Here is a 26,860-nt window from a genome sequence, read left to right as displayed (position 1 = left end):
CTATTAACCTCAAGCTTGATACACTACTTTCAATATCACAATCTACTTCCGCGCCTGTATCACCTGCAAACTTCCACCTGCGTACAAAGTTGGCTCATCCACCTCAAAACCAATCTCTCTTAACAAGCCAGGTAAATCAGTTTTCAACAATTCCCAAGCTGTTTCCGTTTCAAACAACAGTAAAAACAGTGACACTCCAGGCCAAAATATCGGATTTGTGGGAGCGTGAAAATCCACAAGTGTAAACACTCCACCCGGCTTCAACACGCGATAAACTTCATTAATGATTTTTCGCAATTGCGCCGGCTGCATTTCGTGTAAAGCCGCGCTGGTATGCACCACATCAAACAGATTATCAGCCATTGGCATATCTTCAGCAAAAGCTTCCACATAAGTAGCACTAGGGACATTTTGCTGCGCCCGTCGCAGAGACAAGGGTGAGGCATCCAGTCCTGTTACATTTTGTGAATATTTCACCAAAACTTGTGTTGCTTGACCACTACCACAACATACATCTAATATCTGAGTATCTGAGTGAATTGTTAAGCCTTGCAAAGCTATTTGGCGAAAACGCCCCTCACCGCCTACAGCTAGGGCAGCTAACCGCGATATTCCATCATATAGCCACTGATAGCGGTAACTCCAATCCCTTAAAATTGTTGCCATTTCATCTTTCCTGCGGATAAAGCTTTATATTTAATAAAGATATAGATATATTGTTAACATTAGTAAAAAAGCTGAAAGGTTAGGGGAAAGTAACTGCTATGGGTCGTGTAGGCGTATTATTACTCAATCTCGGAGGCCCTGATAAGTTAGAAGACGTCGGGCCGTTTCTGTATAACCTATTTTCTGATCCAGAAATTATCCGCCTCCCCTTTCGCTGGATGCAAAAGCCCCTAGCTTGGTTTATTGCTACGCGACGAAAGAAAACATCTCAGGCAAACTATAAGCATATTGGTGGCGGTTCACCACTGCGACGCATCACTGAAGAGCAAGGGGAAGCCCTGAAAGCACAACTGGGTGCTATGGGTAAAGAAGCCAATATTTATGTTGGTATGCGTTATTGGCATCCTTACACAGAAGAAGCGATCGCACTTCTCACCCAAGACAATATCGAAAGCCTGGTCATACTGCCACTGTATCCCCAGTTCTCCATCAGCACTAGTGGTTCCAGTTTCCGGCTTTTAGATCGGCTTTGGCAAGAAAACCCCAAACTTCAGCCCCTTGAATACACCGTCATTCCCTCCTGGTACAAAGAACCAGGCTACCTCCAGGCAATGGCGGAACTAATCATCCAACAACTCAATCAATATCCCAACCCTGATGAGGTGCATATCTTCTTTAGCGCTCATGGTGTTCCCAAAAGCTATGTTGAAGAAGCCGGCGACCCCTATCAGCAAGAAATTGAGGAATGTACTGCCCTAATCATGCAAACCCTCAATCGCCCCAATCCCCACACATTAGCCTATCAAAGTCGCGTTGGCCCAGTAGAATGGCTACAACCCTACACAGAGGATGCGCTCAAAGCACTAGGGGCACAAGGGGTAAAGGATTTGGTTGTCGTACCGATTAGTTTTGTTTCTGAACACATCGAGACACTACAAGAAATCGATATTGAGTATCGAGAAATAGCCGAAGAAGCAGGAATTCACAACTTCCGTCGCGCAGCCGCTCCCAACACCCATCCGGTATTTATTAAAGCACTGGCAGACTTGGTGATTGATTCCCTAGAAAGACCCAGCCTGAAGCTTTCACAAGTTACTCAGATGAAAAAAAGGGTCAAAATGTACCCCCAAGAGCAATGGGAGTGGGGTTTGACTACTAGCGCCGAAGTATGGAATGGTCGGATTGCGATGCTAGGCTTTATCGCCTTAATCATCGAGTTAGTTACCGGTCAAGGTTTACTGCACATGATTGGACTGTTGCAATAAATCACCAGAAAATCGCCGAAGGGCAAGGAAGCCACTTGGCTTGACTGGTAAGAGAGGAATCGGGCATTGGGTTATAAGAAAGTAGGCTGAAAACCCTGGAATCAAAACCTAAAAACCCAAAAAGTTTTTAGGTTTTGGTGTCTTTTAGTCCAGGGATGAAAGCCGGGTAGGGGATTTATCCCCCAGTGAGGTTTGGTGTTTTAATATCTTCAACAGGTCAGGGTAATTAACCTGTATAAACCCCGCTTGCTGCTTAATACGCAGACACTCTACCTTGACAACTAAGCGCAAAGACTGACTACCAGTAACATAACTATGAGTTTGGTTTTTATACTTAAATACTTAAATAATTGCATATAAATTATCTTGATACTGTTTGCTTTATTTCTTTGATTACTGCCCGTTTGCTCATTTTGAAAGGACAAAAGGAAAATTAGTAATTGGTTATTCGTAATTCGTAATTGAGGGGTAATAATTACAAATTACGAATTATCAATCAGGAATTACTGCCTTACCCAGCCAGAATGGTGTTTACTAAATCCCACAAAATGTGGTAACTCGGCAAGTGGCTTTCCTGAACGCAAATTATGTTGCTACCTGGGATGCAGCAGCAGAGACAACGTTTAGGTTAGCAACTAACCCGTAGGTTGATACATAGTCTTCTAATTCTGCTAAATCAACTGTGCCATTTTTATCAGTGTCAAGAGTGGCAAAAAGATAATTAGTTACGTAGCTCCTGACATCTTCAGAACTACGTTCGCCTGTTGTCAGATCTTCTATTTGACCTAAAAGCTCCATAATCTCGTCTCTATTGAGTGCATTGCTTGCATCTGTATCCAATTGGTGGAAAAGTTTTCTCACATCTTCTGTTGCCATTCTCGAAGAGCGCAGTGTTTCTCTCAATAATTCATTACCAAATGAATTCATAAACAATATCTGCTCGACAAGGGGGATGCAGAAGAATCCCAGTGCTGCCCAAAAAATTGCATATTTTACAGCTTCGGGATTTGCAGTTGCACTAACTCCGAGGAAAAGAGCAGCCCAAAGGAAAAAGTTGGGATTAACAAGCAGGATATAAGCATCTCTAGCTTCTGCCTTATTCAGCTTGCCTTTTGTAACCACTGAAGTTAATACCGCAAAGACGCGAATTAAAACAAAGACTAACGTTGCCACTGCCAGTTGTTGCAGACAAGCTAGGGAGCGGTTCGCATCCGTTGAGAAAAATAAATCGCTGAGGAATGTTGATGGAGTAAACTGAAACCCTGTTGCCAAAGCCATTAAGGCAACAGCAAGCACTCCAATAAATTTCCAGTTCTTACTGTGGTGGTTTGATTCAACAGGAGATTTGTCACGCCAAAATTGGGCTAAAGCTCCCGGTATTGCCAAACCAAAAATAAGAATCACACCGAAAAATATCAGGCTTGAACTGTTAATTGGTAATTGTTTTGCCAAGCCAAATGTCACAATTAGTGCAACTGGTGCGATAATCGATAACGTCCTTGATAAGATAGCGGAAGGATAAAGATTACCGCCCCAGAGTACCGATAAAACAGGGGAAGTAAGAGCGGGTGGAACCATCCAAAAAAGCACCCACATAACTTTATACAAATCGCCGGGACCTTGATACAAAATTCCAGAGAATATTAAAAGTAGCCCAACTGCCCATCTGGCCAACATCCAGGCGTAGACTATATACTTAACAGTTGAAGTTACTTTGCGTTTACTCGCTGCAAAGTCAATATCCAGATAAGTATAAAACGTTGAAGCCGCAAGACAAGCAACGATTAGCCCTCGAAATAGCTCAGACGGAATTCCTACTGAGGAAGCACTTATTGTCCTGACCAAGCATCCCAATAAGAAAGCAGCAGCATAGAGCAAAATTGCCCACATAATAGAAAGATCGTTGATCTCTTTCCGCAGGGAAGCGGCACCACCCGATTCCTTATCACGAAACTTGACTAACTCCTCTCCACTAAGAGCTTTACCGTTAGGGAGTTTTAAATGTTTATACGCAGTTGGTGGTAAATCACTTAAATAAAGTGCTAAAGGCTCCAATACATATTGGTGGCACACTACCAGAACAGTTTCACCCCGTTTTAAGTGCGGCACAACCCGCTCCTCATAGAAAGAAGCAGCGCGTCCGTAAACTTGTGAAATCTTCTCCCCAGCGGGGGGTGCTTCGTTATGGGAATGTAACATTTCCTCGAAGCCTTCGTAGCCAAGGGCAAGACGAAGCAGATTTAGGTTACGACCGGCAAAAATTCCAAAGGATTTCTCGCTAATCCGATGGTCGATTTCAACAGTAATATCGGGTGACTTCAATGCCTCACTTTCAGCAAGGGCAATTTCACAAGTTTGCCGCGCACGTCTCATGTGAGAGACATATACTGCGTCAAACTTGATACCTTTTTTCTTGATATCAATACCTGCACGGCGTGCCTGTAATCTACCAAATGCGGTCAAGTCAACATCCAGTACTCCTGCAAAAATGTTGCGTTCGTTGCTGGTGCTTTCACCATGCCGAACAAAGTATGCACATCCTGGATAATCATCCTTTTGAGCAACAGAGGCGTTGGCATAATTATTAGTTTTTACCACAAGGTTTAAGCTTTTTAAGCAGTTTTAAGCCAGACTATGTTAAAGTACAGTAAGCTTAAATCAGTAATTTATCAATATCTTTTTTAGTGATTTTTACGAGTTTAGTAAGAATTTAATAAGTTTTAAAAAATAGGTAAACACTCACTATAGCTATCGGATAACTGATAGCTTTGTTGTATTAGGTGCTATGTCTTCAAATCTGACTGCAAAGAAGATAACTTGTTTGCGTATGATTTTTGCAGGTAATTTGTTTTCTATTTTTTGGGTGAATTGATGGTATGATTTCCGATTTTTCTAAAGACGCGACACCTAAGCGTCTCTACATCGATTCGCTTAACGTCAAAAATGGCAATTCCTCATCGACCCACTGTCCTGTCAATCCTACGGATTGATTTGGTTGTGGGTCAATTCATCATCGCCCAAAAATTCATCCCACACTGCCCTTCGGGTCAGATGTGGGGCTTCTTTTTGATTAAGCTAAAGCGGTTTTTTTTGATTAATGCAGACTGCAACGGTGCTGCAAATATCATCTGCAAAGTAGAGGTGATGCTAAGTTTAGACCTAAGCATAATCAGTAGAGGTTGTTTAAGTCAGCCTAAGAAAGTCCAATTGTGGACTCTTCAGACCGGGGAAGCTTAATTTTTCCTTCTGCCTCTGTGATACCAGACATACCACTGCTTGGCACTGCGAACTGCAAACCAGAGGAGGATTAAAGCAATTAATCCTCCTTGCCAGGGAGCATCAAAGGCAAAAAGTACCAAAGCTATGCACAAGGTATCTTGCAGAAAAACTGCCCACAACGGTAAGCCACGCAAACGATAGAACCAACCAATCTGCACTAGCTGGAGTACTAAGGCTAACAAACCGCCAATAAAAGCAATTAGCCAGTTCGGTGTTGAGGTTGCTGACGCTACTGCTAACCCCATGATCGCCCCAACAAGAGGTGACAAAAATAACTGAACTACTTGTAGCAGTCTTTGCCCTAGTACCCTTTTGGAAGCGAATAGTTCAAATACCGACCAACTGGTGAGTGACCATAGCAAGATATGGGGCGAAATGTGAGATAATAGCGGCACTTCTGACCAGAGGTTACTGCCCTGCAACAGTCCAATGATTAGCAAGGGCGTACCTATTCTCATTCCTGCGGCCGCAGAAGCAGACAGTGTGGCGAGGATTTCAATCATCAGGGTATCCAACGCATGACTAAGTTAGCAAATGGTCGTTACTGAGACGAAACTTTGCTCGTCATACTTTGCGAACCATACCGAAATTAGTCCGTATTGCCATAGTAAATACTGTTTCTATTTATATATATATTAATGTTGTACTACATATATTTAAGTTTTGGGAAGAGCTAACGGGTAATGGGTAATAGGAAACGGGCGCAAAAATTACCAATTACCCATTAGTTTTAAATGCCCAAACGTTGGTAAACCTGTTCTAAATACCTGAGATGGTTCTGTGGGTCAAAACAGTTTTCTATTTCTGCTGGTGACAACTTTTGTAGAACACGCGGGTCAATGCTGATCAAATCGTGGAAATTGCCTTCTGGTTTGTTCCAGGCTGCGTGAGCGTTTTCTTGGACGATCGCATAAGCTTCTTCGCGATTGGTTCCCTTGTCCACTAAAGCGAGTAGTACTTTCTGGCTGAAGACAACGCCGCCATAACAGTTGAGATTCCGTTCCATATTCTGGGGATAGACCAGGAGGTTTTTCACCAGATCAATTGTTTCTACCAGCATAAAGTGCGTTAAAATGCAAGCATCTGGTAAAACTACTCGTTCTACAGAACTGTGGGAAATATCCCGCTCATGCCATAAAGCAACGTTTTCTAAAGCTGCACCGGCATGACTTCTCACAAGTCGCGCCATTCCCGTTAGTCGTTCTGAACGGATGGGGTTGCGCTTGTGGGGCATGGCGCTGGAGCCTTTTTGACCTTTGGCGAAGAATTCTTCTACTTCCAAAACATCTGTTTTTTGCAGATTGCGAATTTCTACCGCAAAGCGTTCGATAGACGCCGCTAATAAGGCTAATTGTTGGACGTAGTCGGCGTGGCGATCGCGAGAAATAACTTGTGTGGAAGCGGTATCGGCTTGCAGTCCGAGTTTTTCGCAAGCGTAAGCTTCTACACGGGGTTCAATATTCGCATAAGTTCCCACTGCACCAGAAATTTTCCCGACTGCGATCGTTTGCCGGAGAATTCGCAAGCGTTCTTGATGCCGCAACACTTCCGCCAACCACCCAGCCAGTTTAAACCCAAAAGTAATCGGTTCTGCATGAATGCCATGCGATCGCCCAATCATCACCGTATACCGATGTTCTCGTGCCTTGTGGCGAATTACCTGAATCAAATCTTCCAGCCGTTGCGCCAACACATCTAAGCTGGCAACCAATTGCAGCGCTAACGCCGTATCCAAAACATCCGAACTAGTTAAACCCAGATGAATATAGCGACCCGCATCGCCTACATATTCATTGACATTTGTCAAAAAGGCGATTACATCATGACGGACTTCAGCCTCAATTTCCAGCACCCGCTGTGGGTCAAAATTCGCCTTTGCCTTAATTTCCTCAACCGCACCAGAGGGAATGTAGCCCAACTCAGCCTGAGCTTCGCAAACAGCGATTTCCACTTGCAGCCAGGTTTTTAGCTTATAGGCTTCGCTCCACAAATTGCCCATTTCGGGCAAAGTATAACGCTCAATCACAGTCCGGCACAGAATACAACCGTCATATTCTACAGTTTAACGGCTCGCGAAAGTCCCCACCCTCAACTTTTAGTAGGGTTTCTAAGATATTAGAAGCTCCAACCGTAAGCGTTGCAAAATCCTATTTCCCTCTTGTTTTTGAACGCTTAGTTTGCCGAAGATACCGCATTAGGCGATTAATCAAGTTAGAAGATGGCTGTTTATTATAGGCAGCTTCTCCCTGTTGAGTAGTGCCGTTGGGCTTCTTATGATTAGATAGAGGGATGGCATTCTTGGTGGGGACAATGCAAGTACCGTATTTTCTAGCATAAACCTGGGTAAACTCGGCACCGAAAAAGAGAATTTGGGCAGCATAGTAAACCCAAGCCAGAATAACCACCAAGGAACCGGCTGCACCGTAGGTGGAACCAAAACTGCTGTTACCGAGGTACTGTCCTAACAAAAACCTGCCGATAGAAAATAAAAGTGAGGTGATAATAGCACCAATTAAAACATCACTCCAAGCAATTTTGGCATCAGGCAGAACTTTAAAAATTAGCCCAAATAGCAATGTGGTGATGCTAAATGAAATAAGGACATTGAGCAAACTCCAGACAAAATCTACACCCGGCAGCACATTATTAATATATGTTCCCAATCCTGACAACGCGGCACTAATTACCAGGGACACCAGAAGTAAAAAACCAATACCTAGTACCATCGCAAAAGACGAAAAACGCTGGCGAATAATGTTGATGATACCGCGTCCGGGTTTTGGTTGTACTTCCCAAATTGTATTTAGGGAATCTTGTAACACGGCAAATACTCCAGTTGCACCCAATAGCAACACACAAATACTAATAATAGAAGCGATAGTTCCCTCTTGTGGTTTGCTGGCATTTCTAATGGCTATTTCGATAAATTGTGCGCCATCTTTACCGACTAAACCTTGAATTTGACGGACAATTTCACCTCTCGCCGCTTCTTCTCCAAATACTGCTCCGGCAATGGCAATAATGATAATTAGCAACGGTGCGATCGAAAAAATCGTGTAATAAGCTAATGCTGCTGCTAACCGTGAGGCTTGATCATCATTCCATTCTTTAAATGTCTCTTGAAATAGCCGCCAAATCGCCTGCAAGTTCATTAAATCAGTCTCCTTATAACAGGTTGTCGCTTTTGTCCTGATATATTGGATACTTATTTTTTGGGTGACCACATCTTTCTCAGGGTGTTGCTTTAGCTTTCTTGAGGATGAATTCAGATTAGATAACGGATAATGTGATTGCTGTTCGCGAACGCACATATCCCAGAGTCAGTTATTTGTTGCTGCTGTTTAATACTTGGCGAAACTTTGAGAATGTGATGGTGCAAAGCTTCCACTGTAGGTGCTCGCTTACTATTGCCAATCAACTCATAGTATTCAAAGCAAACTGCTATTAACAGCATATATAAAATCATAAGTCTTTATTTACAAGCTTTTTAAGATAATTTCATGAAGTCATTTGATAAAATTCACACAGCACACAGGTCTTGATCAAACAACATGCGGAAGACATATTTTATGTAGAATCACTTAAATTAAATATATTTCATGAGATAAAATTCGTTATCATCACTGTAGAAAATATCAATGCTATGGGAGAAGCTAGAGAGTGTGCTTTTACCATAAAACAAATGTTAAATCTAGAATTTTTCGCGGCTGTTGATGGTATGGCTCAATTATGGGCTGCTGATGGGCAATTCTTAGGCATACTATCAAGTAATAAACATAATCCATACTCCATCAATAACATTCGTGGAGACTACGGCAGTTCTGATGGCATCTACAGCATCCGTAACTCTGCTGGATTATATGGGAACAATTCTGGGATATACAGCCCTTATAATACTAACGGTATTCATCCTCCTATTTTTTACTACGAAGGGCAAGCCGTTTTAGTTGTAACTAAAAACCTTGGTCTCTACAAACAGGTGAATGGCTTGATTCTTATTGATCCTGATTTACTGTTAGCAGCGTACGCAAAACTCGCCAATTTTGAGTCAAAATTTAAATCATCAGAGCCAATTACCAAGGGGATATTCTCCAAATCCCGATTCTCGACTGTGTTTTCCTGAATTCCACACTGCTGAAAGTTTTGAAATTTTGAAACAGGCTCATTTACTTACCCTTAACAAGGGTGTCATTCGGCTATAAGCCTGAACCTTGAGTTAACAACTAGGCTCCCGTCTGTATTCACTGCATTCCATCTAGCGTTCAATACTGAATCGCCGCCACATGCTAGGGTTTCAGGTAATCCTCTGCCACTAAATCTGTAATAGTTTGTGCAGCTTAGAGAATGCGATTGGCTGCACACCTGGGGGCGGTAACCGCAGAGATTAATCTAATACCTTAAGCAATAGCCCTAGCAACTTTGAGCGGTTCATCACCAGAACAAGAGATAAAAGAGAAACTTTTTCAGTAATTTCTCCTTGATTTGTACCTTGTCACCTTCACCCGTCATTTATTGGTTGACAGACGAATAGTTCATTTGGGCATATCGTGCATTACTTCCAAGTCATACTTTGTTTTCACACACCGTTCTACAAGCAATTTGGTAGAGGCTGGATATTGCTTGATCATCTCAATTGAGCGAAATATGAGGAAATGATGACTATTTAAGCCGATTAATTTTGGATAAGCACAACTAATTGCACAAGCGACTAGGTTTTTGCTTCACAACATAACCAATTTGATATCTATTCCTTAACTTTAGCTTAAAGGCTAGATGCTAGCATTTACTGCGTTCATAAACCTTAATAGTTCGCGCAACTTTGAAAATGTGTTCGTGTAGCGTGCCGGAGGCAATCATTTATCCTTGACAATTAACCTAAATTATTCAAACAAAAAACGAGATTACAGCACTTTGCATATTAGTGAAAAATATGGAATAGGTCTCTAACCACCGCATTTCTGAAAATTATATGTATCTGAACGGACTAAAAATTGCTGTAACATTTTGCATAATGCGAAGATTGGAGAACCCATTGCGGTAACTCTACCTTTAGCTATGCTAATGATTGTATTGTGCTTAATTACTACCTAAAGGTCAAGGATTGAAAGATGCTGGCTATGCATAGCATTAAAAATGCTGATGATCTGAACCTGCGACTAGAGTCAACTTTGCAGGAACTACCAGTTTGGGCAGTTCAGATCGAGATAGATCGTCCAGGAAATGAATTAGCTATACTCTTTGAGCAAGAGCCTTTACTACCAGGAATTATTCTGACTAGAAATCAACAATATGAAGGGATGATTTCACGACGGATATTTTTTGAACAAATGAGCCGTCCCTACGGTTTGGGGCTATTTGCTGGGCGACCGATCGAAAGTCTCTACAATTTTCTCCAGCCAACAGTATTTGTATTTCCTGAGGACACCCCCGTTCTGGAAGCAACTCAGGTAGCTTTGGGGCGATCGCCTCAACTTGTCTATGAGCCGATTTTAGTCAAGGCTAAGTCCTTCAAGCATGGACTAGTCGATTTTCATCAGTTACTTTTAGCCTACTCCCAAATTCAAGTTTTAACACGTGCTCGACTACAGCAGGAAGAAGAAGATGCCAGAATGGCCAGGGCAGGTTTTCTTGACCTTCAGCACAACTATACCCGATTACTACAGAATGAAAAAATGGCTGCATTGGGACAACTTGTGGCTGGTATTGCACACGAAATCAACAATCCTATTAGTTTTATTTACGGCAACCTGTCCCACGCTACTCAATATGTGCAAGACCTACTGTACCTGCTGCAATGCTATCAGCAGCAGTATCCTGATCCTTATATGGCCCGACAAGCTGAAAGGAAGGGAATTGAACTCGACTATATTATAGAAGATTTACCTAAATTGTTATCTTCCATGATGGTTGGTGCTAACCGAATACATGAAATTGTTTTATCCCTGCGTAACTTTTCTCGCTTGGATGAAGCCGAATTTAAACCGGTTGATATACATGAAGGCATCGACAACACATTAATAATTTTACAAAATCGCCTTAACTCTCAACCTGATCGCCCAGAAATTAAAGTCATTAAAACATACGGTGATCTCCCCCTAGTGGAGTGCTATGCTGGACAACTCAATCAGGTATTTATGCATATTCTGGTGAATGCTATTGATGCTCTTTCCGAAAGTTATCAGTTATCAGTTATCAGTTTTGATTTTGCTCCAGCGGCTCCAAATCCTCTGACAATTTGCATTCGTACTGAAGTCACTGACGACAATCAGATCATTATTCACATTGGCGATAATGGTCCGGGAATACCGGAGAGTATTCAAAAGCGCTTGTTTGATCCTTTCTTCACCACCAAAAATGTTGGTAAGGGAACAGGATTGGGTTTATCTATCAGCTATCAAGTTATAGTTGAAAAACACGGTGGTCAAATTAATTGTGTATCGAGTCAGGGAAAAGGGGCTGAGTTTGTCATTAAAATTCCCGTGAAACCTAAAAATAAATCGCAGCCAATACTCGCATAGAAATTATATCGGTAGCTATCCCTGGGAATTTTGCTTTTCAGATATCCCCATAGAATGTAAATACGCCATTTTACTAAGCAAAAACTCTCGGCTGTCAACCGGGGGATTACTTTGTATGTGGCAAATTCAGGGTATTTTTTGGAAAATAGTTGGTTTTGGTTTACTAAATCGGGAGTATCATGTTAGTCTGGTCATCGCCCCAAAATCAAACAGATTGAATAGTGTGCGACGGACAATCGTAGCTGATTGTTAATTATGGCTAAGTAAATCTGGTTCTTCGGTTATTTTTATGGAAAACCTGGTTCAAAATCATTGAAAGCCTTATCCTGTAGGCATTTAATTTAAAAAAGAGGATAATTCTTTATAAACCTTGCCACTTAAGGGTTTTGTTAGAATCAATCCTCAATCACCATAAAAGAGGCGAAAGAGCCGTAAATCTCTAATAAATTAGCCAATAGAAATAGGAACCTAGGGATAAGAATGATTACGATATTCTGTGCAAATACTACTAAATTACCTACTAAAGATGAAATATTGGCGTGAAACTATAGCTGTAACTCAGCGCATCTTAATTGAACTGTTACGCCGCAAACGCAGTCTAATTTCTTGGAGTATTTTCCCGATATCAATCTTAATTGTCAACGGATTGATTTTGGCAGAACTGGCAAAAGTATCAATGACTGTAGCTTTTGAAAATTCTGTGCCTTCAACCTTAGTAGGTGCGGCACTTTTTTTTAGCTGTTTGGGTGGGAGTGTAGCGACTATAGTTGCAGAAAGAGAACAGCAAACCCTCAAACGCCTGTTTATTTCTCCCTTGAGTGGTGCGTCCTATTTTTTGGGAATTTTTCTCGCGCATAGCTGTATTGGCATTGGGCAAACCCTCTTGGTTTATACTATTGCTGCCTTTTGGGGTGCTACATTTAAAGGTTCTATTTTATTGGGAATCACAATTATTTTATTGAGCATTATTGCTTACGTTGGTTTAGGCTTTATTTTGGGTACACAATTGGCTCGTCGCATCGAAGATGTCAATGCTTTAGTAGCGGCTTTTGGAGTACCTTTATTAATTCTTGGTGGGGCATTTTTTCCTAGTTCATTATTTCCCAAAACACTTTTAAATGTGGCAATATATAACCCAATTTATCACATGAATGAGGCTCTTTTGGGAGTTTCAGCAAAAGGAGATAAAATTAGTGATATTACAGTACACTTTTTGTTTTTATTAGTTTTTGCTATGGTAATGGTAGTCGGTGGATGGTTATCTTACAGGCGGATGTTGATGGTAGAAAGAAGACTATAAATTTAAAATTAAATTATGCTCAAAATCAATGAATTAAATAAGTCTTATGGACAAAGAAAAGTTCTCCAAGATTTGACAATGCATATCGACTCTGGAGAAATTTACGGCTTGCTCGGTGCAAATGGAGCCGGAAAGACAACGACAATAAATATTATTTGTAATTTGTTACAGGCTGATAGTGGTGATATTACACTTAATTATCAGCCGATTTCGGAAGCAACAAAAAAGTTAATTGGCATTGCACCCCAAGAAAATTTACTGTATAAAACTCTCTCCTGTGAAGAAAATCTGAGATTTTTTGCCGATATTTATGGTTTAAATCGAAAGACACGGGAGAAACAGGTAAAAGAAACACTAGCGGCTGTCAACTTATTAGATAGGGCGAAAAGTCCTGTAGAAACTCTCAGTGGTGGGATGCAACGGCGGTTGAATATTGCAGTTGCTTTGGTACATCAGCCAAAGTTAGTAATTATGGATGAGCCGACTACAGGACTAGATATTGAGGCTAAATATGAAATTTGGGAATTGATTCGGCAACTAAAAAAACAGGGAATTACAATTTTACTGACTACTCATTTATTAGATGAAGCAGAGCGTCTTTGCCAAAGAATCGGCATTTTGAAATACGGGCACATTTTGGCTGAGGGGAGTTTAGCTGAGTTACGCACTTTGATTCCTGCCCAAGAAATTGTCCTGATACAGACTGCACAAGAGGAACAAGCGATTGCTAGAGCAAAAAAATATGGTTTTACACCCCGGCGTTACGGTAGCGATTTGGCTTTTTGGCTGACAGAACCTTTGGAATTAAAGGAAATTTTTTCCCGGTTTGAAGGGATAGCTATTGATTCTATTGCCCGTCAGCCTGTGCGATTAGAGCATATTTATATGGAAGTAACACAAGGTTAAGCAAGTGAGGAGTTATGAGTTAAAAATTAATAACTCCTAACTCCCAATTTCTAACTATCTGAAGTTTCCTGAGAGTACTTCTTATGGATAGTTTTAGTCTGTTCCCCATTAGCAGCAGATGCTGTTATGAGATAGTCAATTAATTTGTCTGAGAAGGGGATACGCAGGTGGAAAGTACCATCTGGCTTGAGTTTGATGGGATGACCACCAATAGTCACTTTGGCATCTATTTCTGTTGCTCCGTGGATAATTAATTCAGTATCTGCAACAAACCAGAAATCTGTACGGGGACGGCTGAAGATGCGAACAGTAGCTGAACGAGCTATGCATAACCAGCGATCGCCATTCGTGACATAGCCAATTTCTGTCATGTAGTCGCGATCGCCTGCGGGAATAGCCACATAGCGGTCGTGTGTTGCTTCTTCACATTCATACTGCTGTATTAGCTGGGGACTCTGATAACTCAGGTCAATATCAGTAACATCATACAGTCGCACTGCTAATAAACAGTCGCCCTGTTGTCGCAGCACTTTCTTCTGAGTCTCGGAAACATACCAAGAAACATAAGCCCACTTGGGAGTGCGGGGTGTGAGGACAACATTACTGCTAGCATGATTAACATCAAGCAAATTAGCAGATTCTTCAGTATTGGTTTGCCCTTGTACCTCTAGTTCCAGATTGTTATTAACCCCATAAACAGTAGCCCAAGCTCCTATGCTTACACCTGCTGCTAAGGCTGCATCTTCAGTTGTTACTTCTGTTCGATTAGATGCTGTTTTGGCAACATCTTTCTCCGGACTAGCCACTACCTGAGATATTTTCTCTGTTAAATCGGCAGTGGTATCTGCCTCATCCGCCACAGCATTTAAGCCGCTTTCTAGCACATCTGGTAAGACAAATTCTGAATTTGTCACCTCCTCTGTTGCTAGTTCTAGATTCAATTCATCTTCTGGCTCATCTAGTAATACAGAGTCTGAATTTGTCACCTCATCTGCTGCTAGTTCTAGATTCAATTCATCTTCTAGCTCATCTAGTAATATAGATACAGAATTTGTCACCTCATCTGCTGCTAGTTCTAGATTCAATTCATCTTCTGGCTCATCTAGCGATTCAGAAAGCGAATCTGTTGCTAGTTCCAGATTCGATTCATCTTCTGACTCATCTAATAAGAGAGAAAGCGAATCTGTCTCTTCGTCTGTGGCTAGTTCCAGATTCAATTCATCTTCTGGCTCATCTAGTAATACAGAAAGTGAATCTGTCTCTTCGTCTGTGGCTAGTTCCAGATTCAATTCATCTTCTGGCTCATCTAATAAGAGAGAAAGCGAATCTGTTTCTTCAACTGTGGCTAGTTCCAGATTCAATTCATCTTCTGGCTCATCTAGTAATACAGAAAGTGAATCTGTTTCTTCAACTGTGGCTAGTTCCAGATTCAATTCATCTTCTGGCTCATCTAGTAATACAGAAAGTGAATCTGTTTCTTCAACTGTGGCTAGTTCCAGATTCAATTCATCTTCTGGCTCATCTAGTAATACAGAAAGTGAATCTGTTTCTTCGTCTGGTAATTCAGGAAGCGAATCTGCTACCTCATCTGTTGATAGTTTCGTATCAGATGCCGATTCGGAAATATTTGATAATTGCGGATATGAAGTATTCACCACAGCCGCCGGTGCTTCTATATCCCATGCCACTTCGCCAGAATCTAGGGAAATTATTTCAGCAGGACTATTAACTGTTGTTGTATTAGTCACTTGTGGGTCTGAACTTTTGGCAGCAAAGGCAGACAAGATGCTTGAACCACCTGCTAAAGTAGCAGATTTATTTGGGGTGATATTTTCTACTATGTTAGCTCCATTTGAGGTTGTGCTTTCAGTCAGGTGAGATCCGCCGTTTGTTTGGTTACCATTGTTAAGCGAGAAAAGATTGCTGGCGTCATCAGTCACCGCGATGGATGGATTAGCGGTTGACTCCACTAAACTATCTGTTTCCCCATCTGCCAAGGAGCGTCTTTTGAGGAACCACCATAGTAAGATTCCACCGATAGAAGCAACAAATAAAGGTAAGAGCAACCACAATGGTATGTCTCTTTCCATGGGGGGGTTGTTTTCTTCAGGAAGCACAAGCTGCTCTCTGGGAGAATTAGTCAGCCCTGGTAAAGTTTCAGTGGGTGAAACAGTCGCCACAGGTGCAGTCGTAACAGGTGCAGTCGCCACGGGTGCAGTCTCAATTGGCGATGCAGTCGCCACAGGTGCAGTCTCGATTGGCGAAGCTGCTGCTGGTAAAGTCTCAGTTAGTGAAGCAGGCTGATTTGCTGTGGTGAATTTTTGCAATACACTTGAGGCGATCGCAGATGCTTCAGCAGTTCTCGCTTCTTCTATCGCTTTCTGTCCTGGCGGTGCCAGGGTAAAGCCCAGAAAACCCGCTACACTTGGGCTAGGATTTTGCTTGTAAACATAAACCAAAGGCTGGGAAAAGGGATATTTAGGATCATCTGGCGACGTTTGATGTAATTGCAGAACTCGCACATCTTGCAGTTTCGACACCTGATTAGCTGTCACATAGCTGATACCGTCTTTGCCTAGTTGTTTAACGAGTTCTGCGGTGTTGTCCTCGGCTAGTTGGGTAGCATTAGAGCCTGTGGCAAATTCACCAGTCTTAAAGGCTGGATAATCGCGAAATGCGTTGCGGGTATCGCTAGTTGTAGGGCGATCAATGAACCGAATCTGACCCTTTGGCGCTCCTAGTCTCGACCAATCCTTAATTTCTCCCCGAAAAATCCTGGCAAATTGCTTACTAGTCAAGCTGCCCTTGAAAGGATTCTCTGTACTCACTATGATCGCAATCTTTTCTCGATGCAAGCGGACTTGCTCTAATCCTTGTGCTTGTTCTTCTGGCGTCAGTCCACGAGGAATAGCTGCTACGTCGATATTGCCCAATAGCAAAGCTTTAAGTGCAGCATCAGTGCCGTTAACGCCAACTTCAACCTTTGTGCCAGAGAACTGTTTCTCAAAATTTTCTTTTAGGCTTTGGTTGATTGCCGCCAAGCTACTTGAACCATCAATCCGCACTGTAGTTCCATTATCCACTGTTTGCGGCAGCGGGAAAGTGGGATCGTCAGTTGCAGTTTCTGCCAGCATGGGTGCCGACACCAATAAAGTTGCTGTCATTGGGGCGGTAGCTAAGGCCAGCCATAATGCCAGACTGACAATCGCCCTATCTTTTTTTTCTTGTTGCCACATATGCCCCTTATCAAGTTAAAAGAAACAGTAATCCGACCAGTCTTAAAGATTATCTTTTTATTTATGGAGGAGACGCGCTAATTATACATCCTTGTTCTCGTTATTCTCAGTTACCGAATATACTTATATAAATCTATACTTTATTGCCCTCCGGCTTGTCTAGAAGCAATGTTTATGGACTGTTGATTTTTTAAATTCCTTACAAGTAGCATTCAAACCAGGATTAGAGGAACTTTTACTCAATTTATTACTGAGTTTAAGCGATAAATTTTTCGATTAGATTCAGAAGTTAGCACTTGATATTTTGCCAGTTAATGAAACTCATCTCAGCATTGAAAACATGATAATCTATACCTTGTAGATTAGGCATCATTTAGGAAAAATTATTGAGTTGTTGACAGTACAAGTTACGCTCTGTTGATAGCTCGTCGCCACAGTATAAATTATTAAATTGGTAAAAGTCTCTACTTAAGGCAAATTCAATATTTTTTTACAAAGTGCGAAATTGCCGCGATTTTTGACAAAAAGCCGAATAACCGAGGTAAATGTGAGCAACTTTTACCGAAAGGCATTCTTTAAATAACAATGGCAATCTGGCTTATCAATTAGTGATTCCACCAAGGCATTTAAGGCAGTAGCAGCTAATAAGCCACCTCCCAAAGCCCCTTCAATGGTGATAAAAGCCGCATCTTGTTGCATCAGTTGTCGCTTGGCTGCGGGTGCATGACTAAAGCCAATGGGCATACCTATGACTAATGCAGGCTGAATTTTCTGGTTTTCCAGGGCTGTACAGACTGCCAGCAGCACCGAGGGAGCGTAACCAACCACCAGCACACTACCCGGAGCTATTTGCCATAATTTGTCCCGCCATTGCTGATTTTGCCAAAAAGCCTGTTCTGCTTCTGTGGCGGTGGTGATGTGGGGGTTATCAATTAAGGTTGTCACCCGACAGCCCAAGTTAATTAATCGTGTTTGATCTAAGGTGGCTGCAACTGCGGGGATATCGACAATAATTTCGCAACCTGACTTGAGGGCTTGACGACTAGTAGCGATCGCATTTCTACTCAATTTCACCACTGACACCAAACTCACATCACCGCAAGCCAAAACCAATTGGGAGATCAGGTGTTGTTCAATTTCCGAACGATCAGATAAATCAGGGAGTAAGCGCTGTAACGATTCGGGAAAGACTTCTGAGTGGGTATGAACTTCTGCATCTAAACCACTCCACAGTTTTTCCAGTCCCCCTAATCCTGCTTGGGTGTCTACTTCCAATAACTTCAGTTGGGCTAAAACTTCAGCTTGCATAATTTGACAATGCTGATCTCGCCCCAATAAACCCTCTAACGCCGCTGCTGTTTGGCGTAGTTGGGAAATTTGTTGCATCACCGCCCGATATTGCTGTTGAAGCTGCACCATCAGGTTGTTGTTGATGTCTGCTTCTGGTTCCACTGCCAAAATGTGGCGGATATGGTTGAGTTGAAACCCTTGCTGCTTCAGTGCCACAATTCGTTGCAGCCTGATAACATCCTTTTGGGAGTATAAACGATAATTATTAGGCGATCGCACTGGCTGCGGTATCAACCCTAATTGATGATAATGCCGCACCATACGCGGAGTAATACCACCACCAACGGCAACAGTGAGTTCTTTGATAGTTAAGCGATCGGTATTCATTTCTCCAGTACCCAATAAAGATAAAATCTTTCACTATCCACCCATCCCCGCTCAAAATTCTTGATAGGCATAATCTTCAAATCGTTGCGGCTGAATTTAAGTTCGTCATTTAAAATTAGCAGAATTCTGTTTCTGTCAACTTGATTTTCTAAAAGAGAGCTTAATTGTCTCAGAATCTCATCTTGATCCACAGCTTGGCGACCTTTTTTAAAAATGGTAAAACTTCCGATTTCTTGCCGTTCAGGATAGTAAAATTTTCGATTCATATACCCTGAAATTGCCGCCATATTGGCATCACGGCTAGCAACAATAAATTCATTGTCAAGCCGGGATGTTTGAATGTAATTAACCGTTTCCCGACTACTCGAAAAAGGAATAATTAAGTCTTTGCAAAAGTAATAAATTCCTCCACATAAATGAACATATAGGATTAGCATTAAAGCAATATTATGCCATTTATTACCAAAGTTAAATACCTGCTCTGAACCAGAAAGCTTGTTAATCAAAAGCCGAGATTCTTGATAATAGCTCCCCAGCCATAACGCCGCTAAAAGAACTAAATAAAAATGTCCAAAATGTCGAGAATCACCAATAAATCTGAAATATGAAAATGCCAGTATTACACAATTTGTTATGATGTAGAAAAAGAGCGGCACAGGCTTTTTAATCAACTTAATTAAAGTCAAACCCACGATAAATAAAGCAATTATGGCACAGATAATTAAATCCAGCCATCTTTTAGATGTGGGGATAATTAAAAAATAACCACCAAATAATCTACCTATGCATTTAAACAAATGACGGATATCTAACCGCAGAAACCATCCATTACTTAAGCCACCATGAAGATAACTATCTGCCGGTGGAGTAATAATATAGATAGCCAAAAGATAAAAGAATAAAATAATTAAAATACTTAAGAATAAATCGGAGTTTTTACTTTTAATCAAATACTGGTTTCGTTGTTCGATATCAAAACAGAACTCAACCAACAAAGTTAATAACAAACTAACTGAGACAAACAACCCATAAGCATTACTATTTGCCAGTAATCCCAAGAAAATTCCTAAATATAAATAAGTTCTTTTTCTAGTTGAAAAAACTGCACAAAATGCAAAAATAAACAACATACTAAAAGCATAGTTGCGAGAAATTAACAGATATTCAGAAAATGGAAAAAACCCGAAACTAAAAAGTAATTTTTGTCTATAATTAAAAGGACTGTATAACCAAAAAATAGTCACAGAACCAGTTGCAATACCTAAATGAAATAGTTGCATAACAACAGGTGTATCTGCAATTCTTTTCAGAAGTGCCAGACAAAAATACCACAGAACCGGATGACCTTCATAATTAATATTTGCCAGTAAATCTGCAAAAGATTCACTATCTCTAACAATCAACCAGGGATTTAGTTCATCTCGCCACATCGAATGGTTGAGAATGCCTATTAAACCGAGAACTGAAAAAATAATTATAATAAACCAAGGAGAATTAAAAGGTAATTGGGAAATACGACTGCTGACTTTCTTTGCTAGCATTGGTGTGTATATTCAAATAAAATTTATTTTTGCGGTCGGTTTATATTTTATACCAAGTTCCCGTAAGGTTGACACAGATAAGATCCCCCCAACCCCCCTTAAAAAGGGGGGAAAAGAGGAACGGTATGCGGGTTAATACTGCCAGCGAATAGATTTGTAAGTCCTTCAATAGTTAAGCCAGCATTCATAATTAATCTAATAACGGTAAAAGTCTTTGTAATTCTCCACAAGCAGCTTGGAGAGATGGCGGTGTATTTACATCTAAATTCCCTTGAGAACACTGGGTTGCTAATTGTTCAACACCGGGTTTGCAAATTGCCTCATTTTCGCGGAATTTAGTATAAGCATCTGTTTCGTTAACAGTTTCTCCCTGTAAGTAATGTACCCAAGTTTCAATGTTTCTTTTCGGCACAAAGATTGCTATTCTTTCATTAGGCTGGCGAGGTTCTTGTGAGTCTTCTATCAGTGCATTATTTAATTGCCTTAGCCTATTCTCTACAGTTCCATTATCAGCATCAATCAAAACAACAAGCATTCCTGAAAGATAGTTTTTGCTGCGGTATGCTTTAACTTCTTTGGGATAATTATCCCTAACAAGCTGCTCACCGGCTCCTTGTAGACATATTATAGGTTTGATGTTTCCAGTAAAACCTCTTTTTTTCAGAAAATAACGAACAAAAACCTCCTGTTGCCTATCCTCACACAAGATAGTAATCTGTAGTCTACGCTGGCTCATACAGCCATCCCCGCTCAATCAATTCTGAAATAGCTAGTCCAGTATTCTCGGCATCTTGATTACTAATTTTCTTCACCCGCACAGAAGCATTACTTTCACGTTCAAACCAGTAACCTATAGGTGAAGCCAGAAGATAATTAATTAACACAGGATGATGAGAAATTAGTAAAGTTTGGATTTTTCCGTCAATACAAAAATCATAAAGTTGAATTAGCCAAGGTTGAATTTCTGGTAGGGCTAAAAAATTCTCTGGTTCATCTATACATAATGTATAGTCTTCAGATTCAGTGCAGTAAAGAAGTGTATAGACAGCAAGAAGGGCTTTTTGACCATCAGATAATTCACTTAAGCTATAATCATAAATCTTTTTACGATCTTCATTTGTTGAAAATCGTAATTTTAAAGATAAATGCTTTTCACTGTATTGGTCAAATTTAAAACTTACAAAACCATCTAATACATTTTTGAGAACGTCCATCAGGTCAGCTATTTTGCCTTGATCATGGGAAAGATAGCGATACCAAGAAACGAAATTCTCCATTCTATGGGTTAACTGCTTTTCTTCTTTATCACTACTGTCAACCATTAGACTAGGGATAATTTTGACAATAATAAAACGCTCGATTCTGTTTTTAAACCAAATCAGCTTTGTGTTGTCTGACTTTGGCATTAAGGAAGACAGCATAGACTGCGACCAATCGAATGGGTATTTTGAACCTTCTGAATAATCGTCTCTAAAAAGTTCAACTTCGCCATTTTCAAATTTCAATAAAGGTTGGTTGTCAAACCATAATCGCTCATATTCAACATTGATTTTACTCTTTTTAGAATTATGTTTAATCGCAAATTCATATTTATAATTACCACCATTTCCAGTAATCTCTATCTCAAAACGCTGAATTGCTAACTTCTGCCAGCGAGTACAGTCAGAAGATTTAAAAATTACTTCTACTTTCTCATCACCACTTACAAAAGTTTGAATTTTCAGCAAAACATCAAAAACAGTTGATTTACCCGCCCCATTACCACCGAGAAACAGATTAATTGAATCAAAATTAAGTTCAAAATTTACTAACCCGCGAAAGTTATCAATATATATTCGCTTGAGCATAGATTTATTCTCCTAATACAGTGTCATATTTTACAGCAGATTGCTGTATTAGCATGATTTTCCAGAAACGCGGAGAAAGATTTAACTTTGGGTTTCAAAATCATTATAAGCCTTGACATTGACATTGATGTCAAGGTTTAGAGTGAGAGCATTCCTTGTTAATGCAATTCCCATGCTCTACCCCCAGCGTTTAAACCAATTCACTAAAGAACACGCCGATGCTGTCGCGGCATTGGTTTGTGGCTTCCTGCTATTTCTCGGCTGGTTCGCTTTGCATCTTGGCTGGCTAGGTTTAGCCCTGCTGCTGTTACCTGCTGCCTATGTCATCGGCGGCTATGAAAGCGCTCGTGAGGGACTGACTACCCTTTTTAAAGAAAAAGAACTAGACGTGGATTTGCTGATGATAGTGGCGGCTGTAGGTGCTGCTAGTTTGGGATTATGGAAACAGGAATATCATCTAATTATTGATGGGGCGATTTTGATTCTCATTTTTGCCATTAGCGGTGCTTTGGAAGGTTACGCCATGCGTCGCACTGAACGCAGTATCCGCAGTTTGATGAAACTTACAGCCGATACAGCGCGGGTTTTGCGTCAGGGTAGAGAACAGGAGATTCCCATTTCTCAGCTACAGGTAGGGGATGAAATTGTCGTCAAACCGGGTGAGATAATTCCTACTGATGGGTTGATTGTGTCTGGTTACAGTACCCTGAACCAAGCTGCAATTACTGGGGAGTCTTTACCTGTTGAGAAGACTGTGGGGGAAGAAGTTTTTGCCGGTTCAATTAACGGTTATGGGGCGTTGAAACTGAAGGTACATAAACCGGCAGAAAGCAGTTTGATTCAGCGGGTGATTCGTTTGGTAGAACAAGCGCAGACAGAAGCACCACCTTCTCAAGAGTTTATCGAGCGATTTGAACGCAGGTATGCGTTGGTAATTGTGATTGCTGGGATAATGCTGGCAATTTTACCGCCGTTTGTTTTGGGTTGGGATTGGGAAACAACGATTTATCGGGCGTTAACTTTTTTGGTGGTAGCTTCTCCCTGTGCTTTAATGGCGGCTATTATGCCGACGCTGCTTTCGGGAATTGCTAATGGTGCTAGACAGGGAATTTTGTTTAAAAATGGTGCCCAGTTGGAGATGGTTGGCAAAGTTAGGGCGATCGCATTTGATAAAACTGGTACCCTAACAACAGGACAGGTGCAGGTGTGTCAAGTGATTGCTGCTGATGACTTCAGCGAAGCAAATGTATTAAAATCCGCCGCATCTGTAGAATCATCTTCTGAACATCCCATCGGTAAAGCAATTGTCCAAGCGGCTGGTGATTTAGATTGGGTTCACGCAGTAGAGGTGCAAGCTGTCCCAGGACTTGGTATTGTGGGGATGGAACAAGAGAAAAAGATAATTGTTGGGAATGCCAATTTTGTCCAGGGGTATGTTGGCAATTTACCAGATAAATTGCGGGAAACGGCGGAATGCTTGGAGAAAGAGGGTAAAACTGTAGTTTGGGTAGGGCAAATAGAACAGGTGATCGGATTAATTGCGATCGCCGATCAAGTAAGAGATCAAGCTGCTGCAACTATTACCCGGTTGCGGAAACTGGGAGTTGCAGAAATTGTCATGTTAACTGGCGATAACCGGCGAACCGCCCACACTGTCGCCCAAGCAGTCGGAATTGAGCGAGTATATGCCGAACTTTTGCCAGAAGATAAGCTAGATGTAATTCGCAGTCTCCAGAAACAATATCAAACTGTGGCAATGGTGGGGGATGGGATTAATGATGCCCCTGCTTTAGCTCAAGCGAATGTAGGTATTGCTATGGGAGTAGCTGGGAGTGATGTGGCTTTAGAAACAGCAGATATAGTATTGATGGCAGACAAGTTAGAAAAAATTGCGGTGGCGATTCATTTGGGCAGGCGATCGCAGAATATAGTACAACAGAATATCACTGTAGCTCTTTCGTTCATTGTTTTACTATTGATTGGCAACTTTCTGGGGAATATAAACCTCCCCATCGGTGTAATTGGCCATGAAGGCTCTACTGTGTTAGTTACCCTCAGCGGTTTAAGATTGCTGAAAAAGTGAGAACCCCAACCCTCCCCGCTGTTTCGGGGAGGGGATATTAATGTAGGCAGAAACTCCTACACCAATTTAGAGGATACCCCAGAAATGGAGGAACCCTTGACCAGAGAAAAATTCAATCAAAGCAACAGAGAGAAAACCCAGCATGGCAAAACGACCGTTCCAATTTTCGCTCTGAGGAGTAAATCCCCAACGCAAAGCATTTGGATCTTCTGAAGTAGAAGGTGCAGGATTCTTAAAACCTGTCATAAGTAAAACTCCAATGTATTGCGTTATAACAGTTGTAACTGTATGTAAAGTAATGTAACATAATCTAAAGAAAATGCAATAATGTTGCATTGACTCCAGCGGACTCTTTGTCCTCAACCTCGAAGCATTCAACACAGCAGTCAATCTTTCGCACTTTGCTCTAACTGTTTAATTCGCTTGATTTGCTGTAAATTCCACTCATCGCTAGAAAAAGGTGTGGTAAACCAAGCATCTAATATCTCTTTAGCGATCGCTTCTGTCGTAGCACGCAAACTCAGAACAAGCACATTAGCATGGTTCCAAATGCGTGCGCTGCGGGCAGTTTCCGCATCATGACACAAAGCCGCACGAATCCCAGAAACTTTGTTAGCCGCAATCGATGCCCCTGTACCAGTCCAACAAAATACTATACCCTCATCTGCTTGCTGGGAAGCTACAGCAACCGCAACCTGACTACTGCTGAGAGGCCAATCAACATCTGACTCATTCTCAACCAAAGAACCGCAGGGTAAAACTTCATAACCACGCTGCTGGAGTTCAGCAATTACCTTGTCGGTTAGATGTGTGCGTTCATCACTGCCAATAGCAATTTTCATAACGCTCAATTGGTTTTCTGTTTCTAGTTGCCAGTATATCGAGAATTAGAGAATCGGAAATCACTAACTACCCCTTGGGAAAAACCTGGACTTTCATTGGTAAGCCAACGCTAGTTGGCGGCTTTTAGAATCTCATTTTCACCCAAGATATGGGGTGAAGCCGCGCTGCACGCCGAGTCTATGCATCTAACGACTAGATTTTGGATCAGGCTGACCAATGAAAGGATAACTTTAATGAAACCCCTACCCAATCTTCAAATATCAGCAACTGATTTCTTGGAACTCAACTCCGGTATACTATCCAAATTTGGCGATCGCTTGGTAATGATCTGAGAAAATAGCTCTTCATACTGATCTAGTGCTTGCTCCAAAGAATAGTGCTCTTGAGCAAATTGTCTCCCTTTCTGACCTAGCTGTGCCGCTAGCAGGGGATTATGATATACATCTAGCACTGCCTCCGCTAAAGCTGCCGGTGATTCTGGCTCTACAACTAAGCCGCCACCACTCTCGTTGATGGCTTTTGCAGCTGTGCCAGTAGCGGGAACTGAACCCACAATCGCGCAACCACTTGCAAGCAGCAACGGCAATTTAGAAGGCATATTAAAGGAAATTATATTGCACTTCTGTACAACCAACCCCACATCAGCGGCTGCTAGCATTTGGGGTAGTTCTTCTCGTGGTTGCAATGGTAGCAGCAAGACATTATCTGCTCCACAAGACAAACAATAGTCCTGCAACCTTGTCAAAGCTGTTGATTCGCCGACGATGACAAAAGCAATTTCTGAAATATGACGCAAGCGAGCTGCGGCGGCGATTACTGTCTCTAAACCTTGTGTCAGCGCAATATTACCAGAGTAAAGTACTACAAATTTTCCATGCAATTGATGGGTAGATATCCAGGGATTGCTCTTCTTTGGTAAGGGGCGGATAAAATTCACATTCACCCAATTGGGAATGCAAACAATCTTCTTAACAGGTACGCCCTTATCTACTAAATTCTCACTAAAGCTTTCTGTGATAACAGAAATGCTGCGTGCAGCCCGATAGGCAAATTTCTCTAAAGCTGCAAGGCCACGAATCATCCATTTGTTTTTCAGCAAACCGACGCGCACGGCAGCTTCTGGGAGAATATCTTGCAAATTTAGCACCACTGGGCAGTTGTATAACCAACCAAGTAGGGTTGCAGGCAAGGTAACTAATAAGGGAGGAGTTGTTAAAATAATTACATCAGGACGCTGCCCTTTGAAGGCTTGGGGCAAGCTACTCAAGACAAAACTCAATTCCAGTAATAGCCTGTCTATGAGGTTGGGTTTAGACTTAATCCGCAAATAACTTCGCTGGATGGTAACACCATTTTTTTCTTCAGTCAGATACCACTTACCCCGATAACCCTCGTAAATCTCGCGCTGAGGATAGTTAGGCATTCCTGTAATCACCCGCACAACATGGCCTCGTTCCGCGAATCCTTCTGCGAGTTCAGTCATCAAGGGAGCAATGCCAATCGGCTCTGGATGATAGTTGTAGGAATAAATCAGAATGTGCATGAGTTTATGAATTCCTGAATTCAGCCTGAGATAATCAGATTGCTTCCTAACATCAGGCGAGTCTACTATTTTTAATTTTTAATTTTTATATCAGGTTGTTTTAAACACTGATAATTAATCCTAAATCAGGTTTCTGAAACTAAAGTTACGTGCCTC

Annotated in this window: 19 protein-coding genes; 6 read left to right on the top strand and 13 right to left on the bottom strand. The window is 41.5% G+C overall.

What is annotated here, in order from left to right; genetic code table 11:
• Positions 1-42: 42 nt before the first annotated feature.
• Complete coding sequence (locus CYLST_RS10100; RefSeq protein ID WP_015207619.1) at positions 43-666, bottom strand: class I SAM-dependent methyltransferase; 624 nt, start codon at positions 664-666, stop codon at positions 43-45.
• Between the two features lie 98 nt (positions 667-764).
• Between CYLST_RS10100 and hemH the strand changes: the two genes are divergently transcribed.
• Positions 765-1,931, top strand: a complete 1,167-nt coding sequence (gene hemH, locus CYLST_RS10095; RefSeq protein WP_015207618.1) for a ferrochelatase — start codon at positions 765-767, stop codon at positions 1,929-1,931.
• A 585-nt stretch (positions 1,932-2,516) separates the two neighbouring features.
• Here the strand turns inward: hemH and CYLST_RS10090 are convergent.
• The 4 genes from CYLST_RS10090 to CYLST_RS10070 all read right to left on the bottom strand — a co-directional run bounded on the left by CYLST_RS10090 (position 2,517) and on the right by CYLST_RS10070 (position 8,362).
• A complete protein-coding gene (locus CYLST_RS10090; protein WP_015207617.1) occupies positions 2,517-4,529 on the bottom strand; it encodes a histidine phosphatase family protein in 2,013 nt (670 codons plus the stop codon).
• Positions 4,530-5,164: 635 nt separating this feature from the next.
• Complete coding sequence (locus CYLST_RS10080) at positions 5,165-5,713, bottom strand: DUF4126 domain-containing protein (protein ID WP_015207616.1); 549 nt, start codon at positions 5,711-5,713, stop codon at positions 5,165-5,167.
• A 227-nt stretch (positions 5,714-5,940) separates the two neighbouring features.
• Positions 5,941-7,236, bottom strand: coding sequence for an adenylosuccinate lyase (purB, locus tag CYLST_RS10075; RefSeq protein ID WP_015207615.1), 1,296 nt, complete (start codon positions 7,234-7,236; stop codon positions 5,941-5,943).
• A 121-nt stretch (positions 7,237-7,357) separates the two neighbouring features.
• The gene (locus CYLST_RS10070; protein WP_015207614.1) at positions 7,358-8,362 is read right to left on the bottom strand and encodes a YihY/virulence factor BrkB family protein; all 1,005 of its coding nucleotides are present in this window, start codon (positions 8,360-8,362) and stop codon (positions 7,358-7,360) included.
• Between the two features lie 386 nt (positions 8,363-8,748).
• Between CYLST_RS10070 and CYLST_RS32250 the strand changes: the two genes are divergently transcribed.
• The 4 genes from CYLST_RS32250 to CYLST_RS10050 all read left to right on the top strand — a co-directional run bounded on the left by CYLST_RS32250 (position 8,749) and on the right by CYLST_RS10050 (position 13,934).
• Entirely contained in the window at positions 8,749-9,333 is a 585-nt protein-coding gene (locus tag CYLST_RS32250; protein WP_015207612.1) for a hypothetical protein, read from the top strand.
• Between the two features lie 985 nt (positions 9,334-10,318).
• Positions 10,319-11,728, top strand: a complete 1,410-nt coding sequence (locus CYLST_RS10060; protein ID WP_015207611.1) for a sensor histidine kinase — start codon at positions 10,319-10,321, stop codon at positions 11,726-11,728.
• 526 nt (positions 11,729-12,254) lie between these two features.
• Positions 12,255-13,028 carry an ABC transporter permease gene (locus CYLST_RS10055; protein WP_015207610.1) on the top strand — a complete coding sequence of 258 codons (774 nt, stop codon included), beginning with the start codon at positions 12,255-12,257 and terminating at the stop codon, positions 13,026-13,028.
• 15 nt (positions 13,029-13,043) lie between these two features.
• The gene (locus CYLST_RS10050; RefSeq protein ID WP_015207609.1) at positions 13,044-13,934 is read left to right on the top strand and encodes an ABC transporter ATP-binding protein; all 891 of its coding nucleotides are present in this window, start codon (positions 13,044-13,046) and stop codon (positions 13,932-13,934) included.
• Between the two features lie 50 nt (positions 13,935-13,984).
• Here CYLST_RS10050 and CYLST_RS10045 read toward each other — a convergent pair whose 3' ends face one another.
• The 5 genes from CYLST_RS10045 to CYLST_RS10025 all read right to left on the bottom strand — a co-directional run bounded on the left by CYLST_RS10045 (position 13,985) and on the right by CYLST_RS10025 (position 22,235).
• Complete coding sequence (locus CYLST_RS10045; protein ID WP_015207608.1) at positions 13,985-17,170, bottom strand: substrate-binding domain-containing protein; 3,186 nt, start codon at positions 17,168-17,170, stop codon at positions 13,985-13,987.
• Positions 17,171-17,728: 558 nt separating this feature from the next.
• Positions 17,729-18,847, bottom strand: a complete 1,119-nt coding sequence (locus CYLST_RS10040) for a precorrin-8X methylmutase (RefSeq protein WP_015207607.1) — start codon at positions 18,845-18,847, stop codon at positions 17,729-17,731.
• Positions 18,844-20,388 (bottom strand): hypothetical protein, encoded by a 1,545-nt coding sequence (locus CYLST_RS10035; protein ID WP_015207606.1) that lies wholly within the window; start codon positions 20,386-20,388, stop codon positions 18,844-18,846. Before CYLST_RS10035 ends, CYLST_RS10040 begins: the two co-directional genes overlap by 4 nt.
• A gap of 190 nt (positions 20,389-20,578) precedes the next feature.
• Positions 20,579-21,124: a hypothetical protein gene (locus tag CYLST_RS10030; RefSeq protein WP_015207605.1), complete on the bottom strand. Its 546-nt coding sequence runs from the start codon at positions 21,122-21,124 to the stop codon at positions 20,579-20,581.
• Complete coding sequence (locus tag CYLST_RS10025; protein WP_015207604.1) at positions 21,111-22,235, bottom strand: AAA family ATPase; 1,125 nt, start codon at positions 22,233-22,235, stop codon at positions 21,111-21,113. The genes CYLST_RS10030 and CYLST_RS10025 overlap by 14 nt, the downstream gene beginning before the upstream one ends.
• Before the next feature lie 172 nt (positions 22,236-22,407).
• Between CYLST_RS10025 and CYLST_RS10020 the strand changes: the two genes are divergently transcribed.
• Positions 22,408-24,318: a heavy metal translocating P-type ATPase gene (locus CYLST_RS10020; protein WP_041233048.1), complete on the top strand. Its 1,911-nt coding sequence runs from the start codon at positions 22,408-22,410 to the stop codon at positions 24,316-24,318.
• A gap of 66 nt (positions 24,319-24,384) precedes the next feature.
• Here CYLST_RS10020 and CYLST_RS10015 read toward each other — a convergent pair whose 3' ends face one another.
• The 3 genes from CYLST_RS10015 to CYLST_RS10005 form a co-directional block, all read right to left on the bottom strand.
• Positions 24,385-24,564, bottom strand: a complete 180-nt coding sequence (locus CYLST_RS10015) for a hypothetical protein (RefSeq protein ID WP_015207602.1) — start codon at positions 24,562-24,564, stop codon at positions 24,385-24,387.
• 140 nt (positions 24,565-24,704) lie between these two features.
• Positions 24,705-25,160 (bottom strand): RpiB/LacA/LacB family sugar-phosphate isomerase, encoded by a 456-nt coding sequence (locus CYLST_RS10010; protein WP_015207601.1) that lies wholly within the window; start codon positions 25,158-25,160, stop codon positions 24,705-24,707.
• A gap of 254 nt (positions 25,161-25,414) precedes the next feature.
• The gene (locus CYLST_RS10005) at positions 25,415-26,704 is read right to left on the bottom strand and encodes a glycosyltransferase family 4 protein (RefSeq protein ID WP_015207600.1); all 1,290 of its coding nucleotides are present in this window, start codon (positions 26,702-26,704) and stop codon (positions 25,415-25,417) included.
• Positions 26,705-26,860: the final 156 nt, after the last annotated feature.

It is taken from the genome of Cylindrospermum stagnale PCC 7417 (assembly GCF_000317535.1).
Classification (GTDB): Bacteria; Cyanobacteriota; Cyanobacteriia; order Cyanobacteriales; family Nostocaceae; genus Cylindrospermum; species Cylindrospermum stagnale.
The sequence above is the reverse complement of the archived record's forward strand: the minus strand, read 5'-3'. Positions and strand labels throughout refer to the sequence as shown.

Excerpts from the sequence above, each read along its gene's own strand:
- CYLST_RS10040 (WP_015207607.1), bottom strand. The coding sequence starts at position 18,847 with ATGAATACCGATCGCTTAACTATCAAAGAACTCACTGTTGCCGTTGGT.
- CYLST_RS10015 (WP_015207602.1), bottom strand. The coding sequence starts at position 24,564 with ATGACAGGTTTTAAGAATCCTGCACCTTCTACTTCAGAAGATCCAAAT.
- CYLST_RS10030 (WP_015207605.1), bottom strand. The coding sequence starts at position 21,124 with ATGAGCCAGCGTAGACTACAGATTACTATCTTGTGTGAGGATAGGCAA.
- CYLST_RS10055 (WP_015207610.1), top strand. The coding sequence starts at position 12,255 with ATGAAATATTGGCGTGAAACTATAGCTGTAACTCAGCGCATCTTAATT.
- CYLST_RS10025 (WP_015207604.1), bottom strand. The coding sequence starts at position 22,235 with ATGCTCAAGCGAATATATATTGATAACTTTCGCGGGTTAGTAAATTTT.
- CYLST_RS10060 (WP_015207611.1), top strand. The coding sequence starts at position 10,319 with ATGCTGGCTATGCATAGCATTAAAAATGCTGATGATCTGAACCTGCGA.
- CYLST_RS10005 (WP_015207600.1), bottom strand. The coding sequence starts at position 26,704 with ATGCACATTCTGATTTATTCCTACAACTATCATCCAGAGCCGATTGGC.
- CYLST_RS10045 (WP_015207608.1), bottom strand. The coding sequence starts at position 17,170 with ATGTGGCAACAAGAAAAAAAAGATAGGGCGATTGTCAGTCTGGCATTA.
- CYLST_RS10010 (WP_015207601.1), bottom strand. The coding sequence starts at position 25,160 with ATGAAAATTGCTATTGGCAGTGATGAACGCACACATCTAACCGACAAG.
- CYLST_RS10020 (WP_041233048.1), top strand. The coding sequence starts at position 22,408 with ATGCTCTACCCCCAGCGTTTAAACCAATTCACTAAAGAACACGCCGAT.
- CYLST_RS10050 (WP_015207609.1), top strand. The coding sequence starts at position 13,044 with ATGCTCAAAATCAATGAATTAAATAAGTCTTATGGACAAAGAAAAGTT.
- hemH (WP_015207618.1), top strand. The coding sequence starts at position 765 with ATGGGTCGTGTAGGCGTATTATTACTCAATCTCGGAGGCCCTGATAAG.
- CYLST_RS10070 (WP_015207614.1), bottom strand. The coding sequence starts at position 8,362 with ATGAACTTGCAGGCGATTTGGCGGCTATTTCAAGAGACATTTAAAGAA.
- CYLST_RS10080 (WP_015207616.1), bottom strand. The coding sequence starts at position 5,713 with ATGATTGAAATCCTCGCCACACTGTCTGCTTCTGCGGCCGCAGGAATG.
- CYLST_RS10035 (WP_015207606.1), bottom strand. The coding sequence starts at position 20,388 with ATGCTAGCAAAGAAAGTCAGCAGTCGTATTTCCCAATTACCTTTTAAT.
- CYLST_RS10100 (WP_015207619.1), bottom strand. The coding sequence starts at position 666 with ATGGCAACAATTTTAAGGGATTGGAGTTACCGCTATCAGTGGCTATAT.